The sequence below is a fragment of the Rhizorhabdus sp. genome, from assembly GCF_018006725.1.
Taxonomy (GTDB): domain Bacteria; phylum Pseudomonadota; class Alphaproteobacteria; order Sphingomonadales; family Sphingomonadaceae; genus Rhizorhabdus.
This window is the reverse complement of the sequence record NZ_JAGMXV010000014.1, coordinates 1-15,792: the sequence shown is the minus strand read 5'-3', so window position 1 is coordinate 15,792 and position 15,792 is coordinate 1. Positions and strand designations below refer to the sequence as shown.

Genomic DNA, 15,792 nt, shown 5'->3' with positions numbered 1-15,792 from the left:
CTCAGCCTATAACGCGCTCGAACGGCAGGAAGGCCGAGCGGCCGTGGTCGATGAAGCGGCGCTCGTCCTCATAGGCATCGCCGGCGATGTCGGGCGAGGCCAGCCGCGCCTGCATCGCCGGGAGGTCGGCGAAGAGGGCCTGGGCGACACCGTCGAAGGGGGCGTTCGGCAAGCCGGCTGGCGTAACCGCTTCGCGTGGGTGGATCTGGCGATAGCCATTGACCGGGTTGCGCCGGCCGAAATCGGCATGGACGTCGAGCCAGTATCGCTGGAAGCCCGCCGGGGTCAGATGGCCTAGGCGCACGAGCGGGCAGAACAGCGCGACGTCCCCGCCCCCCGGCACGATTTCATAAGCGGAGCCGACGAAGGCCCGCGACCCTGTGCGATCCAGTCCCTCGGCGGCGGCAAGCGCCACCGCCAGTCGGTCCGCAGCGGCCGCGCCAATCGCCTCGAGCACCAGATCATAATGCGCGCCGGGGCCAGCGGCCCCCTGCGGGCTGGGACCGAGCAGATCGCGCGGCAGCGCTTTCCATGCGCGCAAGCCCGGCGTGTCGCGACAGGCCCCCAATAAGCCGGCCACGGGCGCTTCGTCGTCCCTGGCGATGAAGGCCAGGGTCGTCTCGACACCGGTTGGGCTGTTGCTCATGCTCGCTCTCCTCCGGCCGGTCGCCCCGGCTTGGGCCTAGCCTGACCGATGGCGGCGGCCCGTGCACCGCTGACTTAAGACAGGATCGATCCATGCGAACTCCCGCGCGGCATCGGATTTTGCGCCTTTTGAACATTAACTTTCTGTAATGTTGTTACAAACGCAACGAACGAGAGCAGGAACCCGCATTGTTCGGCGCAACGGAATGTTACAAGGCTGTTTCCTGACGACGGTAAGTGTCTAGCGCCCCGTCCTTTTGCGCCATCATCAGAGAGGGTTGGCCGATATGAAGACGATCCTGACCGCAGCTGCCGCATTGGCGCTTTCGACGGTCCTCCATCCGGCCGGCGCGGTCGCCGCCGAGCAGACCTTCTCCGCCCCCGTAAAGGACGATGTCCTGTCGCGCATGTTCACCTGGTGGAATCAGGCGATCAAGGATCCCAACGGCTTCACGGTCGAGGCGTTCAGCCGCTACTTCACCGACGACGCGGTGCTGCGCATCAACGGCACCAACCGCGCCGCCGGTATCCAGAACCTGACCGAGCGCTTTCGCATGATCCAGAAGGGCGTCGAGGCGGTCGAAATCAAGGTGCCCTTCGTCGAGGCCTTCTCCTCGCCCGACGGGTCGAAGATTTTCACCTATCATCTCGAGGAAGCCATGGAGAAGGGTAAGACCAGCCACTCGATGGTGATGGGCTATGCCGAAATCCGTGACGGCAAGATCGCCCTCGTCAACTTCATCAGCATCGACGGTCAGCCGGGCCCCATCGCCGGCAAGTGACCTGACCAAGGCCCGTTATACGGGCCGCACCACAGGCCGGCGGCTGCAGGTCGACCGGCCCCTCCAAAAGGGAATGACATGAAACGCTCTGCCTTCGTCCAGCTGCTGCTGGCCGGGATATCCTTTGGCGCGCCCGTCATGGCGCAGACCGCTGCCGACGCCACAGCCAATGCGGCCGATGGCGACATCGTCGTCACCGCCCAGCGTCGCCAGCAGCTCGCCACCGACGTGCCGATCAGCCTGACCGTGTTCGACGACAAGGCGATCACGCGCCAGAACGTCCAGGGCATCGACGATTATTTCTCGCAGACGCCGAACGTCAGCTTCACCTCGACCGGTGCGCGCGACCGCAAGGAAATCAGCATCCGCGGCATCACCAACCAGCTGAGCGCCGACGCGATCCCGAGGACGAGCACCTTCGGCTTCTACATCGACGAGTTCAACGTCTCGACCGGCACGGTGAACCCCGAGATCGTCGACATCGACCGGATCGAAGTGCTGCGCGGTCCGCAGGGCACCTATTTCGGCCGCAACTCGGTCGGCGGCGCGATCAACATCACGACCAAGCAGGCGAACACCCAGGAGTTCGAAGGCGAAGGCTCGATCGGCTATTCGAGCTTCGATACGCTCGACGTGCACGGCGTGGTCAACGTGCCGATCGTCACCGACAAGGCCGCGATCCGCGTGGTCGGCCGCCTGTCCAAGAGCGACGGCAACATCAAGAACATCAACCCGATCGGCGGCGGCAACGACTCCGACTATAAATATGGCAAGGCGATGCTGCGCCTGACGCCGACCGACCGTCTGACGGTCGACCTGACCGGCGTCTACACCAAGGAAAATGTCGGCATGCGCGTCGGCGTGCCCTCGGGCGTGCTCGGCTATACCGCGCTGCAGGTCGTCTATCCGGGCGTGACCAACCCGGTCGCCGATCCGGACGGCGTGGGCTTCTTCCCGCGCAACGACAACAAGGTGAACTTCAACCGCCCGCAGAAGATCGGCACGGAGTTCTATTACTTCACCGGCCGCGCGAAGTGGGACTTCGACTTCGCGACGCTGACCAGCATCACCGGCTATATCCACTCCAAGCAGTTCCTGCAGGGTGACATCGACGGGTCGAGCAAGGACTATTATTATGAGACCAAGCCGATCAGCCGCTCCTCGTTCAGCCAGGAAGTCCGCCTGCAGTCGAACGACAATGGCAGCCCGCTGAGCTGGACCATCGGCGCGCTCTATGCGACCGACAAGGGCAACATCAACCAGTTCACCTTCACCGGCGCGGACAACCCGTTCGGCCTGCCCGCCGATCTGCAGATCACCTCGACCCAGAACCGCGGCAAGTCCGAAAGCTGGGCGATCTTCGGCGAAGGCGTGTACAAGCTGAACGACGCTTTGTCGGTGACGCTCGGCGGCCGCTACACCCATGAGAAGGTGACCGTCGCCCAGCTCAACACCTCGACTGGCGGCGTCAACGGCGTGGTCGACGACAGCGCGAGCTTCAACAACTTCTCGCCGCGCGTGACCGTCGCCTATGAGCTGGCCGACCGCACCAACCTCTACGCAACCGTCTCGCGCGGCTTCAAGGCTGGCGGCGTCCAGATCAACCCGTTGATCAATGACACCTCCTATGCGCCGGAAAGCCTGTGGAACTATGAGGTCGGCTTCAAGACGCAGGCCTTCGATCGCCGCCTGCTGTTCAACGTCGCAGCCTTCTACATGGACTGGAAGAACCTCCAGACCGAATTCGCAGTGGCCCGCGCCGACGCAGCCGGCAACATCACCTTCATCTCGGGCATCGAGAATGCGGCCAAGGCCCGCAGCTACGGCGCCGAGGCGGATGCGACGTTCAAGCTGACCCGCGACCTGCAGGTCGGTGGCACCGTCGGCTATCTCAGCGCCGAGTTCCGCAAATATGAGAACGCCTTCATCGATGGCCAGATCATCGACCTGTCGGGCCGGCGCATGCCGAACTCGCCCAAGTGGACGCTGAGCGGCTTCGGCGAATATAACTTCACCCCGGCGGAGGGCTTCGACAGCTTCGTCCGTGCGGAGTGGGTCTATCGCAGCTCGATCTACTCGGACAAGGCGGCGCTCCTGTACAACATCTGGCCGTACAAGGTTCCCGCATTCAACCAGTGGAACCTGCGCGCCGGCTTCACCCGTGGCAATGTCGAGGTGCAGGCCTTCGTGGAGAATGTGTTCAAGAACAAGTACTTCACCAATGCCTATGAAAAGGCGTTCGCTGGCGGCCTCTATGTCGAGCCGTCGGTACGCAACATCGGCACCCGCGTGACGTGGAAGTTCTGATCCACTGACATGCCCATGCCGGCCCGTCGTCGCCTTCGAGCGGCGGCGGGCCGGATTCGTTTGGGGCTCCCACCATAGCGTCCCACCATTACCCTCTTCCGCCCGCATAGCCCCGTCATGCTATGCGTGCAGACATCGATAGCGGCTCCGCTCCGCCAGCTTGCCCGAAGGACCACGACGCCGATGAAGACCAACCAGCGCTTCCTGCTCACGCTCCTCGTCGCCGCCTCGACCCTGGCGGGCGCCGCCATGGCAGTTGCACCTGTAGCGGACCCCGATCGGGCGCCCCTGCCTCCGGTCCCGGCATGGCACGGCAAGAGCGAGAAGCTGGCGGTCAAGCCGTCCGACCCGTGGATTACCCCGGCCGAGAAGAGCAGCCTGACCGCGACGGCGACCTACGCCGAGACGGCTGCCTATCTCGACCGCCTCGCCGCCGCCTCGCCGCTGATTCGCGTCGAACGCTTCGCCAAGACGCCGCAGGGTCGCGACATGCTGCTGGTCGTCGCCAGCAAGGACGGCGCCACGCTCGATCCGGCCAAGCCGCTGCTGCTGGTGCAGGCTGGCATCCATTCGGGCGAGATCGACGGCAAGGATGCCGGCATGATGCTGCTCCGCGACATCGCGCTGCGCGGCAAGGATGGGCTGCTCGACCGCGTCAACTTCGTGTTCGTGCCGATCTTCAACCTCGACGGGCATGAGCGCAGCTCGGCCTATAACCGCCCCAACCAGCGCGGGCCGGTTTCACAGGGCTGGCGAACCACCGCGCAGAACATCAACCTCAACCGCGACTACATGAAGGCCGACGCGCCCGAGATGCAGGCGATGCTGGGGCTGTTCAACCGGTTCGACCCGACGCTCTACATGGACCTGCACGTCTCGGACGGGCTCGACTTCCAATATGACATCACCTTCGGCTGGCAGGAGCCGCAATATACCAAGTCGCCCGCGATCAACCGCTGGTTCGAGGGCGTCTATCGCAGCCAGGCCAATGCCGGGCTGAAGGGCGCAGGCCATGTCCCCGGCCCGCTGATCCTCGCCGCCGACGATCGCCATCCCGAAAAGGGATTGATGCTGCCCGCCTTCCCGTCGCGCTTCTCGCACGGTTATGGCGACCTGCGGCACATGCCGGCGGTGCTGGTCGAGAACCACTCGCTCAAGCCCTTCGGCCGCCGCGTGCTCGGCACCTATGTGCTGCTCGAACAGACGCTGAAGACGCTCGCCAGCGACGGCGCCAAGCTCAAGGCGGCGATCGCCGCCGACCGCAAGGCGACCGGCCCCGAGGTGGTCGCCTGGAAGAGCAAGGCCGATCCGGTCCGCTCGATCGATTTCCTGCCGATGCAGGCCGATTACTACACCTCCCCCGCTTCGGGTGCCGAGGAAGTGCGATGGCTCGCCAAGCCCGCGCCGGCAGCGGTCGTGCCACTCTACGGCTCGCAGCCCGACGTGACAGTCACTCCGCCCGCCGCCTATTGGGTGTCGGCGGTCGACCGAGAGGTGATCGACCGGCTGCGCCGCCACGGGGTCCAGATGGAGGTGATCGACGCCCCGCGCACGGTCGACGTCGACATGATCCGCGTGGCAGATCCCAAGCTCGACGCGACCCCGACCGAAGGCCGCGTCATGGTTCACGCCGCCGGCTTCGCGCATGAGCGGCGGCAGGAGACCTACCCCGCCGGATCGGTGCGCGTGCCGACCGACCAGCCGCTCGGCGCGCTGGCGACGATGCTGCTCGAGCCGCAGGGCGAGGATTCGCTCTTCACCTGGGGCTTCTTCCCCGCGCTCCTCCAGCGCACCGAATATATCGAGGGCTATGTCATCGCGCCGATGGCCGACGCGATGCTCGAGCGCGACCCCGCCCTGAAGGCCGCATTCGAGAAGAAGCTGGCCGAAGACCCGGCCTTCGCCGCCGACCCGCAGGCCCGCCTCGCCTGGTTCTACGCGCGCACCCGCTATTATGACGCACGCTACCTGCTCTATCCGGTGGGACGCGAACTGGCGGGACGATAGGAGAAGGGCCGGCTCGCACCCGGCAGCACGGCTCCAGGCGAAGCTCGATCAGCACGGGCGCCAATGGGCGAGCAACTCGGCGAGATCGCATGCCCCCTGCCCCTCCAGCCCCGGCAGACTGGCGATGATCCAGTTGCCGCTGCTGTTGCCTTCGAGGAACACGGGCCCACTACTGGTCAGGATCACGTCCCAGTGAACGAGGGGGAGCGGTGGAAGCACATGCATCGCGGTCAGCGCAGCGTCCACCGCGCGGTCGAAGTCGGTTAACCGCCGCCCAGTCAGAACCGATGCGTTCCAGGGTAGCCGCTCTAGCCGCTCATCCGGCCGCGAGAGCGATAGCCCGCGCAGCATCTGGCCCGTCGCGCCGTCGACCGGCACATGCACCGCGCCTTCCAGAAAATGGGCTGGATTTCGGTCGGGGACACCGACGGTCAGCAGTGCGGAATGCAGGAAGGGCTCGGCGCCGGGCATCCGGGCGGTGACAAGCCGCAGGACGGGCGCCCGGCCGGCTACTGCGAGATCTGCCAGATCGGAAGCTGCCGTCAGGCGCTCCTGGATCAGGAGATCGTCCTCCATGACCACGCTGTCGAGACGGGCATATAGGTCGGGTTTGGAAATGATCCGTCCATCGATGAGCCATTCCCCACCTTTTGGCACAAGCGAGAAAGCGTCACGGCAAGGCGGGCACAGTCCTGGAACATGCGCTCGGAGAGGCCGAGCAGGCCACCAGCGGTGCGACGGTAGACATTCTCATAGAGCATCCGGACCGCTGGCAGGCCGCCCAGCGGCACGAGGCGCAGGTCGCCGTCGCGCATCTTACGGTTGAGCTGGCAGATGCCAGCCAACCGCATCTGTTCCGGCTGAAACTGCTCGGCCACCGAACGATCGAATTTCTCTAGCGAAACCGTGCTGCGCAGCGGCCGACCGGGGATCATGCAGAGCATGTCGAGCGTGTCGCGCCACAGCTTCTGGCGTGGAAAGCCCGGCAGCACGAGTGGGCCGCCAGGCGCGTGGATGTCGATCACCGTGACGTCATCCGACAGCAGACGAGCCCCCTCCGCCAGCAGAAGCGCGGCAATCGTCGACTTGCCCGCGCCGGAATGCCCGACGAGCGCGATGGCCTGCCCCTCCACGGCGACACAGCTCGCATGCAGCGGGAACAGCCCTCGTTGATGAGACAGGAAACCTAGGACAGACCCGAGCAGGAACAGGGCGACATCGGGCGCGCCGCGCGCAAGCCGGGTATCGATGATCACCTCGCGGCCATCGCGGACGAGATAGTCGGCAACGTCCTGCACCGTATAGCGCAGCCACCCCCGGTCGTTCACCTGCACGAGCGGATTCGCCGCCACGGTGCCGGGCAGCACCGCCGGCACATGTCCGACGCGGATGTCCACATCCACGGGCCGATCGTCGCCGTCCCAACGCGGCAGCTCGGGCAGCGGCCATTCGCTACGCACGCGCCAACCGCATAGGGAATGATCACCAGCCGTCACGGTTACTGGCCCCAGCCGGTGAAGTCCAGCCAGATCAGCTCCAGGAAGGGCAACGGGTGCGCTGTTCCCAATGGGCCAAGCGGCAGACAGTACAAAAGGAACGTGGCGACGAGCATCGGCGAGACCGGTGGCAGGCGCCAGCCGAGGCGGGCGGCGCCGGTCAGCAGCGTCAATGCCACCGCGAAAAGACCGAGGCTCGCCCAGCGGAAATAGTCGAAGCCGAGGGGGAAGAGCAGCAGCGTCGCCGCCGGCGGCAGGAAATAGCGCCACAGGCTGGCGCGGTTGTGGCGCAGCACCGCGAACAGCAGGACGAAGGGCGCCAGCGTGTAGAAGGCCAGCGCAGCCTGTTCATAGGGCTTTAGCGCGATCGGCACCTCGATCACCCCGCGCGACCAGACGGTGGTGCCGCTGCCGGGGCGAGCGTCGAGCAGGGCGAGCTGCGCCGGGTCGAGATTGCCCCACAGCCCGACCGCGCCCAGCGCCAGTGCGCCGGGCGACAGGCATGCCAGCATGTCGACGGGACGCGCCCGCTTGGCGAACAGGGCGACGGCGAGCGGCCCGGCCCCGTAGAAGAAGACTGCTTCGTGGACGAGACCGGCGATGCCGAACACCAGCCCGGCGAGGCGCGGGCGTCCGTGCAGGACAAGCGCGACGGCGACCAGCAGCAGCGCGATGTTGAGCGCATCATAGCGCCCGATATCGTGCGCGATCTCCATCAGCCCGGCGGGCGAGAGCAGCAACGCCGCGAGGACGCAGGCGCCGAGGCCTGCCACTTCCGTGCGAAGCGGACGGGCATGGAGCCGGTCGAACAGAAGGATGAGCATCGCGAAGATCGCGAGCGACAGGCCCGTGGCTATGGCGGCACCGGTCGAGGCATCGACGACCGGCGCGGAGAAGGCCGGATAAAGGAGCGTGCCCACCAGCGCACGCTTGGCAAAGCCGAAGTCGATATAGTTGACGTAGAACTGCTTGAGCAGCCACGGCCCGACCAGCGGCCGGTCGGCGCCGAGCCAGAAATAGAGATTGGCGAGCGAGCCGATAACGAGCGAAAGCAGAGCGAGCGGCAGGAAATGCTGCGTCGCCAAGCGTCCTAGCCGCCGCGCTGTTGCGGAGCCCTCCATCCCGTTCCCCCTCGCCGTCAGATGCTGAGCTTCTTGAACAGCCCTTCGGGTATTGCGCGGATGATCGCCATGATCCAGCGCCACAGCGGGCGGACATAGATGACGTCCTTGCGTCGTTCGACCGCGCGCAAGATCGCCTGTGCCACCTCGTCGGGCTGGGCGGTGAGCGCCGGGGGTAGCGTCATCCCCTCGGTCATGCGCGTATCGACGAAGCCGGGCAGGACGGTGACGACATGGACGCCGGTCTTGCCGAAGCGGTTGCGCAGGCCCGAGAGAAAGGCGGTCATCCCCGCCTTGGCCGAGCCATAAACATAGTTGGAGGCGCGCCCGCGCTCACCCGCGACCGAACTGATGCCAACGATGACACCGCTGCCACGCGCGGAAAAAGCGTCTGCCAGGCTTCCGAGTAGCAACGCCGGCCCTTCATAATTGGCACGCATCACCCGTTCGGCTGCGACCGCATCGGTCTCATTCAGCCGCTGGTCGCCGAGCAGACCGACCGCGCAGACGATCACATCGGGCAGGACCGGCAGGCTGGCGAGCAGCGCAGCGCGATCCTTGGCCTCGGTCACGTCGCACCGATGAACCGTCACGGTTACCCGGTGGCGCAGCTTGAGATCGGCGGCGATGGCGCCCAGCGCGGTTTCGTCACGACCGGCGAGTTGCAATGCATAGCCGGCGGCCGCGAAGCGACGCGCGGTCGCCTCGGCAATGTCCGACGATGCACCGACGACGAGAAGGGTAGGCGTCACAGTCCGAGTCTTTCCGATTGATAGGAGCGCAGCGGCCCAGCCATGCCTCCGTCGCGCCGCCAGCGCGCGAAGGCAAGCCCGCGCGGATCGAGCGCGGCCATCTCCACATCGGTCATCTGTGCATCCTTGGCGAGATACAGCCGCCCGCCATGGTCGCGCGTCATCGCGCGCAGCTCGGCTGTCAGCGCTGCGGTGCGCCGGCCGACGGGGAAATCGAGCGCGAGGGTGTAGCCGTCCATCGGGAAGGAGAAAGGCCCCTCCTCCGCGCCCATGCGCTTGAGCACGGCGAGGAAGGAGCCGGTGCCGGTGGCTGCGATCCGCGACAGCATCGCCGTCAGCCCGGTCTGTGCGCTGGCGAGCGGAAGCACGCACTGGAACTGGACGAAGCCACGCCGGCCATAGATGCGGTTCCAGCGCAATATCGCATCGAGCGGATAGAAGAAGCTGTCGATGGGGACGAGCGACGTGCCGGTCTTGCGGCGATGGCGGGCATAATAAAGCGCGTTGAACGCGCGAACGACCGGGCCGCCGACGATGCTGAACGGGGGCGTGAGCGGCACGTCGAGGGTCGGCCCGCGACGGCGGGCAAAAGGAGCCTTCGCCACCTCCGCCGGCAATTCCTCGGCGCGGGCATGTTCGCCCAGCATCAGGATCGAGCGCCCCAGCGAGCGAGCTGTCGCGAGCGTGTCGATCCAGGCAACCGAATAGGTCGCGTCGGCGCTCGCCTCGAACGCGTCCATCGTCTCGGCGAGCGAAGATGTCGCGATCGTCCGCTGGCGGATCCACGCGCTTTCGACCGGGCGCAGCCGCACCGCCGCGCGCAGGATCGTGCCCGTCAGACCCATGCCGCCGATCGTCCAGTGAAACAACTCGGCATGGTCCTCGTGGGAGCACCGGCGCTCGACACCATCCGGGCCGAGTAGGTCGAACCAGGCGACATGGCGCCGGAAGCTCCCTTCGCCATGATGGTTCTTGCCATGGACGTCGGCCGCAATCGCGCCGCCCAGCGTGACGAACTTCGTGCCCGGCGTGACCGCCGGAAACCAGCCGCGCGGCAGGAAGATGTCGATGATATCGGCGAGGGTCAGCCCCGCTTCGGCGACAAGCAATCCCGCCGCATGATCGAAAGCGATCAGGCGGTCGAGCCGTCGCATGTCGATCGTGGTCGACAGCCCGATCGCAGCATCGCCATAGGCCCGGCCATTGCCGCGCGCCACCGTGCCCGCCGGATCGAGCAGCGCCGAAACATCGGCCGGCTGTCCGGCGCGACGCAACCGCGTGGCGCGGCGCGGATAGAGCCCCCAGCCGCTGAGCTCCACGCGATCAGCCACGGCCTGTCGTCACAGCAGGCCGAAGCCGGTCGCGCTGCCCGCGACGATGACGACCATCAGCAGCGCGCAGCAGAGGCTGACGCGGTCGGTCGCCGCGAACACGATCGGATCGTCATGCATGTTGCCGCGATTGGCGACCATCGCGATCCGGCTGATCCAGTAGAGCAGGATAGCGCAGCTGCCCCACAGCAGTTCGGGAAAGGCGTAGAGTCGGTCGACAGCGGTGGAGTTCAGGTAGAGCGCAAGGACGAGCACCGCGACATAGCCCGACGAGATCGCCATCTGCGATACGGTCGCGAGGTCGCCGCTCTCATAGCCCCGCCCGTGCAGCACGCGGCCGCCATCGGCGAGGCTGTCGACGATTTCCGCCTGGCGCTTGATTGCAGCCAGCGAGAAGAACAGGAACAGGGTGAAGGCCAGCATCCACATCGACAGCGGCACCTGCGCCGCCACCGCTCCCGCGATCACGCGCAGCGTGTAGAGGCCGGCGAGCGCGCAGATGTCGATCACCACCTTGCGTTTCAGCCACAGCGAATAGGCGGTGGTCGCGACATGGTAGAAAAGCAGCACGCCGAGGAACGCCGGTCCCACCGCTGCACCGACCGCGACGCCGCCCGCAAACAGACCGATCGCCATCCAGCTGGCCTGTTCGATCGGGATCGTTCCCGCTGCGAAGGGCCGCCGCCGCTTGCGCGGATGGGCGCGATCGGAACCGAGATCGAGCAGGTCGTTGAGCACATAGACGCTCGACGCGATCAGCGAGAAGGCGATGAAGGCCATGAAGCCGGCCCTCAGCGTCGCCAGATCCGACTGATGCGCGCCGATGATCGGCAGGAAGACGAGCGGGTTCTTTGCCCATTGGTGGACACGGATCGCGCGCAGATAATCGGCGAAGCGCGCGTTCGGACGGGACAGCGTCTGATGCCCCGGATGAAGGGTGGCGAGCCGTGCCGAGAGCCGGCGCCCGGGGTTGCAGGCGATCACGGTACGCGCCTTGCCCCACACCGGGAGATCGGCGGGGCTGTCGCCCATATAAGCGAAACCGCCCTCGCCATAGCGCTCGCACAACCGGCGCGCCTTGGTCTTGCCCTTGAGATTTTCGTCGCGGCCCGATGCCATGACCTCGTCGAACAGGCCGAGATGATCCGCGATCGATCGCGCCAGACGGTCGCTCGTGGCGGTTACCAGCGCCACGCGTCCGCCTCGCGCACGCCAGCCGCGGATATGGTCGATCACTCCCTGGTCATAAGGCAGCGTCGCAGGATCGATGCAGGCATGCTCGGCAAGCACATGCTTGATCCGGGAACGGCCGCCGGGAAGGGCCATTAGCAGCTGGAAAAGCACCATCCAGCCCTGCGCCAGCGCGGACCAGAAGCTTTCGTAGAGCATGTTCGAGCGCAGAAGGGTGCCGTCGAGGTCGACCGCCAAGACCGGCAGGACTTCCTTGTCCAAACTGCTTCCCCCGCAAGCCACTTGTCGGACGGATCGCGCCGACGCCAGGTCCGTCTATACCCGGTTGCGACTGTGCATCAATCGGACTGGCGGGGAAAGCGCGGCCGGGCGACGTGAGGCGGCACCGGCAGCGGGCTGTTCGCGGTCGCATAGGGCTCGACGAGCAGAGGTCTGCGGTTGAAGCAGCGATCCCAGCGCCGTGCATCCGCAATCTCCGCCAGCAGCACGCCGGTCCCCACGCCGGGTGCGAAGCGCGCGCCCTCGGCCATCACGGGGCCGCACGGCCCGGTGTCTCTGTACCGGACAGCAATCAGATCGACGTGCAGGACGCCGGCGAACAGCCCGCCCGCGATGAGCAGCACAAGGACGCCGGACAGGCGCGCCTGGAGAAGCAGCAATCCCAGAAAGGGAATGGCGAAGATCAGATAGGATATCTCGATCGGCGCGCGCGCGAAGATGAGAAGCGTGATGGTAACGAACAGGAGGCCGAGCCGGAAAACTGGATCGCGCCACGCAGCCTGGAGGCGCTCCCGCTGCACCAGCAGGAGCGCGCCCGCTGCGAGCGTACCGATCAGCCCGAACGGCTGGACGACCTTGTAGGCGAAGCGCGCGAGCAGACCGAACAGGCCCTGGTCGTCCGGCAAAGCGGCACTAAGCCAGCCAAAACCGAGATGCGCGGATATCCAGACCGGCAGGTAGAACAGCCCGGTCACAAGGGTGAGCGCGGCCACCGATCCGTACCAGCCTTCGCCGTCGCGTCGCCGGGCGAGCCAGATCAGGAAGGCCGCCGCCAGCGCCCAGTTGGTGAGCCGCGCCCCTCCCGCCGCCGCCAGCAGCACTATGCCCCACAGCATGCCTCCGCGCAGGCACAGCAACATGCCCGAAGCGAGCAAGGCATAGGCGATCATATAATCCATCGAACTGGACGCCGCGATCGCGACATAGGGGCAGGCCGCCATCAGCGCCGGCAGCAGCAGCGGCTTGTCCACCTCCAACTCGCGGCCGATCGCATAGGTCGCCCACAGCGAGCCGATCGATAGCAGCGCGACGAGCGCGTTGCTCCCCATCGCTCCGCCGAGCGTCGCGGCCATACCCAGGGCGAACTCGGCGACGATATAGCCGGGGAAGCGCGACGGCACATATTGGCCCTCGGCCAGCATGTGCTGCCACGCACCGAGCATCAGATAGGCGTCGCGGTCATGGCCGTAGCCGAGCGGCAGCCGATAAAGGAGGAAAGCCGCAAAGATCGCGAAGGCGGCGATGGCAGCAGCACGCTCCCACCGGCTAAGATCCTGTATCGCTTCGTTCATCCCAGCCCCCATGCCGAACGAGTGACCGCTGTCGGCCCTGCAATCAAGCCCTTCGCCCGCGCCTTGCTCCCCGCAACGACGCCCCTTACAGCGCAGGTACGGCAATTCTGCCGGTGGGGGACGGCAAATGGAGCGGCGGGTGAGCCCGGTGGCGATCTACGTCGCGATCGCCTGCATGGCGGCGCTGCTCAACATAGGTGCGCAGATGGCCAGCGTGGCGATCTACAAGGGGCGCTTCTACGTCGAGATTTCGATGATCGTCGGGCTGGCGACCGTGCTGCCCGTCAAATATCTGCTCGAAAAGCTGTTCGTCTTCTCCTTCGCCTCGCGCGACCTGTTCCACGATGCGCGGCTGTTTACGCTGTACACGGTGCTCGGCGGCATCACGACCTTGGTGTTCGTCGCGGTCGAATATCTGTTCCACCTGCTCTTCGTCGGCGAAGCGATGCGCTATGTCGGCGCCGCGCTCGGTCTCGCGCTCGGCCACCTCCTCAAATATCAGCTCGACAAGCGCTTCGTTTTCGCGCGCTGATCCGCCCGCCACGACCGCGCTTGTCTTGGTGGGGCGAGCGTTCTACCGCGCGGACATGAAGCGACTGCGGCATATCTGGATGCGCATCCTGCCGATCGTCCTGATCGGGATGATGTTCGGCGCGCTTGCGCCGCAAGGCTTCATGCCGCGCTATGGCGACAAGGGCCTGAGCATCATCCTGTGCTCGGGCAGCGGCGCGACCACCGCGCAGATCGATCGCGCGGACCCGCTCTACGCGAAGATCGCCACGATCAGCGCAGCGATGGCAGAACGGGCGGCCCCGTCGGGCCATGAGGACGACGGCAAGGCGCAGCCGACCATGCCGCATTGCGGCTTTGCCGCCGCCGCGATGCCGGCCCTGCTGCCCGCCTCGGCGGCGATCCTGCCTCCGTCCGCCTTCGCTCCGCTCGCACCCGACACGGTCGCCACCATCGCGGTCAGCCGCCACCGCGCCGCTCGTCCGCCCGCCACGGGGCCGCCCGTCCTCGCCTGATCTCCGACCCTGCCGGCCAAGGCGCCGGCCGACGACGATCGACGAAGGACATTCGCATGAGCTGGAAGACGAAGACCGCGCGCTGGGCGTGCGGCAAACATGGCTGGCTGGCGCTGGTCGGCGGGATCAGCCTGTTCCTCTGGGGCCTGTCGGGCCTGACCCACATCGCCATGGTGCTGTTCGGCCCGCAGCAGGCGCAGTTCATGCCGCCCCGAGCGCCGCTGAACCTGCAGGGCAGCCCGCCGGTCGCCGAGATGCTGGGCAAGGCCGGGATCGATCGCGCGGTGGCCGTGCGAACGGTCGCCTATGACGGGCACAGCCTGCTCCAGGTGACCACTGATCCTGCCGGCCAAAGGCGCTATTTTGATCCGGTTTCGGGACGCGAGATGCCGGGTCAGGATGCCCGTCAGGCCGAATATCTGGCGCGCCATTATCTGAAGGAGGCGCGACCGATCTCATCGATCACGCTCCAGACCGGCTTCGATGCCGACTATGGCTGGGTCAACCGGCTGCTGCCGGTGTGGAAGATCCGCTTCGCCGGCGACGACCATCTGACCGCCTATGTCCACACCGAGACGAGCAGCCTCGCCGCCGTCACCAACCGGACCAAGGGCTGGCTGCAGATGATCTTCCGCGCGCTGCACAGCTGGGACTGGGTGCCGCCGTCGATGGTCTGGGCAAAGGTGATCGTCGCGGGCGCGATGGTCGGCAGCCTGGCCGCGCTCGCGCTGACCGGGATTGCCATGCTGGTGACGGTTCGGCGCAGGAAGCGCGCCGAAGGGGGACGAGGCTGGCACCGCATGGCGGGCTATGTCCTTGCCCTGCCGCTGATCATGTTCTCGCTCAGCGGCATCTATCATCTGGTGCAGGCCGCGATCACGCCGCCGATGAGCCAGATGCGGATGGCGACGCCCATCGACCTGCGCGCGGGCCGCTTTCCCATCGGTGCCCAGTGGACCGGGATCACGCGCGGGCTGACGGTCGAGTCGCTATCGCTGGTCGAAGGCGCAGGCGGGCGTCCGCTCTATCGCCTGGGTCTCGCGCGCGACGAAGCCATGCCCCGGGGCGAGCATGATCATGACGCGCATGCCGGCCATGCGATGCCGAAGACCGCGATGGAAATCCGCAGCGCGCGCTTCGAAGGGGTGCAGCCGACCGGCCCGGCGCTCTACATCGATGCCGGCACGGGCGCCGTCGCGCCACAAGGCGACCGCGAACTCGCCCGGACGCTGGCCAGCCGCTATGCCGGCGTAGGCGAAGACAAGATCGCCGACATGCGGCTCGTCACGCGCTTCGGCCCCGACTATGATTTCCGCAACAAGCGCCTGCCCGTCTGGCGCGTCGACTATGCCCCGCCGGTGAACGCGACCCTGTTCGTCGACACCGCGACCGGCGCGCTGGCGGACCGGGTCGAGCATTGGCAGATGCCCGAACGCTATGTGTTCAGCTTCATCCACAAATGGAACTTCCTGTTCCCGCTGGGGAAGATCGGGATGAACGCCGTCGTCGGCGGGTTCATGATCGCGCTGATGCTGTTCATGCTCGGCACGATGATGATCCCGAC

The 15,792-nt window shown here is 66.4% G+C and carries 14 protein-coding genes; 6 read left to right on the top strand and 8 right to left on the bottom strand.

The window, feature by feature from the left end; genetic code table 11:
- Position 1: 1 nt before the first annotated feature.
- Positions 2-646: an EthD domain-containing protein gene (locus KAY22_RS03940; protein WP_296620266.1), complete on the bottom strand. Its 645-nt coding sequence runs from the start codon at positions 644-646 to the stop codon at positions 2-4.
- A gap of 286 nt (positions 647-932) precedes the next feature.
- Between KAY22_RS03940 and KAY22_RS03935 the strand changes: the two genes are divergently transcribed.
- The 3 genes from KAY22_RS03935 (at position 933) to KAY22_RS03925 (ending at position 5,741) form a co-directional block, all read left to right on the top strand.
- A complete protein-coding gene (locus KAY22_RS03935; RefSeq protein ID WP_296620263.1) occupies positions 933-1,427 on the top strand; it encodes a hypothetical protein in 495 nt (164 codons plus the stop codon).
- A gap of 78 nt (positions 1,428-1,505) precedes the next feature.
- On the top strand, positions 1,506-3,734 hold the full coding sequence (locus tag KAY22_RS03930) for a TonB-dependent receptor (RefSeq protein ID WP_296620260.1): 2,229 nt from the start codon (positions 1,506-1,508) through the stop codon (positions 3,732-3,734).
- A 183-nt stretch (positions 3,735-3,917) separates the two neighbouring features.
- Positions 3,918-5,741, top strand: coding sequence for a M14 family metallopeptidase (locus KAY22_RS03925; RefSeq protein ID WP_296620256.1), 1,824 nt, complete (start codon positions 3,918-3,920; stop codon positions 5,739-5,741).
- 48 nt (positions 5,742-5,789) lie between these two features.
- On the opposite strand, the gene KAY22_RS03920 is transcribed toward KAY22_RS03925, so the two are convergent.
- The 7 genes from KAY22_RS03920 to KAY22_RS03890 all read right to left on the bottom strand — a co-directional run bounded on the left by KAY22_RS03920 (position 5,790) and on the right by KAY22_RS03890 (position 13,203).
- The gene (locus tag KAY22_RS03920) at positions 5,790-6,317 is read right to left on the bottom strand and encodes a sugar-transfer associated ATP-grasp domain-containing protein (RefSeq protein ID WP_296620254.1); all 528 of its coding nucleotides are present in this window, start codon (positions 6,315-6,317) and stop codon (positions 5,790-5,792) included.
- Positions 6,299-7,201: a hypothetical protein gene (locus tag KAY22_RS03915; RefSeq protein ID WP_296620251.1), complete on the bottom strand. Its 903-nt coding sequence runs from the start codon at positions 7,199-7,201 to the stop codon at positions 6,299-6,301. Before KAY22_RS03915 ends, KAY22_RS03920 begins: the two co-directional genes overlap by 19 nt.
- 38 nt (positions 7,202-7,239) lie before the next feature.
- A complete protein-coding gene (locus KAY22_RS03910) occupies positions 7,240-8,322 on the bottom strand; it encodes a hypothetical protein (RefSeq protein WP_296620248.1) in 1,083 nt (360 codons plus the stop codon).
- A gap of 53 nt (positions 8,323-8,375) precedes the next feature.
- Complete coding sequence (locus tag KAY22_RS03905) at positions 8,376-9,110, bottom strand: SDR family oxidoreductase (protein WP_296620246.1); 735 nt, start codon at positions 9,108-9,110, stop codon at positions 8,376-8,378.
- Positions 9,107-10,441 carry an FAD-binding oxidoreductase gene (locus tag KAY22_RS03900; RefSeq protein ID WP_296620244.1) on the bottom strand — a complete coding sequence of 445 codons (1,335 nt, stop codon included), beginning with the start codon at positions 10,439-10,441 and terminating at the stop codon, positions 9,107-9,109. The genes KAY22_RS03905 and KAY22_RS03900 overlap by 4 nt, the downstream gene beginning before the upstream one ends.
- A gap of 9 nt (positions 10,442-10,450) precedes the next feature.
- On the bottom strand, positions 10,451-11,893 hold the full coding sequence (locus KAY22_RS03895; protein WP_296620241.1) for a UbiA family prenyltransferase: 1,443 nt from the start codon (positions 11,891-11,893) through the stop codon (positions 10,451-10,453).
- Between the two features lie 77 nt (positions 11,894-11,970).
- Positions 11,971-13,203: a hypothetical protein gene (locus tag KAY22_RS03890; RefSeq protein ID WP_296620240.1), complete on the bottom strand. Its 1,233-nt coding sequence runs from the start codon at positions 13,201-13,203 to the stop codon at positions 11,971-11,973.
- 139 nt (positions 13,204-13,342) lie between these two features.
- Here KAY22_RS03890 and KAY22_RS03885 point away from each other — a divergent pair, with 139 nt between their 5' ends.
- The 3 genes from KAY22_RS03885 to KAY22_RS03875 form a co-directional block, all read left to right on the top strand.
- Complete coding sequence (locus KAY22_RS03885; RefSeq protein WP_296620238.1) at positions 13,343-13,735, top strand: GtrA family protein; 393 nt, start codon at positions 13,343-13,345, stop codon at positions 13,733-13,735.
- 55 nt (positions 13,736-13,790) lie between these two features.
- Positions 13,791-14,228 (top strand): DUF2946 family protein, encoded by a 438-nt coding sequence (locus KAY22_RS03880; protein WP_296620237.1) that lies wholly within the window; start codon positions 13,791-13,793, stop codon positions 14,226-14,228.
- A gap of 56 nt (positions 14,229-14,284) precedes the next feature.
- Positions 14,285-15,792 (top strand): PepSY domain-containing protein (locus tag KAY22_RS03875; RefSeq protein ID WP_296620235.1); only part of this gene is annotated, 1,508 nt, incomplete at its 3' end.

What these genes read in the sequence shown, in the direction of transcription:
- KAY22_RS03920 (WP_296620254.1), bottom strand. Translation starts at nt 6,317, where the DNA reads ATGGAGGACGATCTCCTGATCCAGGAGCGCCTGACGGCAGCTTCCGAT.
- KAY22_RS03880 (WP_296620237.1), top strand. Translation starts at nt 13,791, where the DNA reads ATGAAGCGACTGCGGCATATCTGGATGCGCATCCTGCCGATCGTCCTG.
- KAY22_RS03935 (WP_296620263.1), top strand. Translation starts at nt 933, where the DNA reads ATGAAGACGATCCTGACCGCAGCTGCCGCATTGGCGCTTTCGACGGTC.
- KAY22_RS03930 (WP_296620260.1), top strand. Translation starts at nt 1,506, where the DNA reads ATGAAACGCTCTGCCTTCGTCCAGCTGCTGCTGGCCGGGATATCCTTT.
- KAY22_RS03890 (WP_296620240.1), bottom strand. Translation starts at nt 13,203, where the DNA reads ATGAACGAAGCGATACAGGATCTTAGCCGGTGGGAGCGTGCTGCTGCC.
- KAY22_RS03925 (WP_296620256.1), top strand. Translation starts at nt 3,918, where the DNA reads ATGAAGACCAACCAGCGCTTCCTGCTCACGCTCCTCGTCGCCGCCTCG.
- KAY22_RS03940 (WP_296620266.1), bottom strand. Translation starts at nt 646, where the DNA reads ATGAGCAACAGCCCAACCGGTGTCGAGACGACCCTGGCCTTCATCGCC.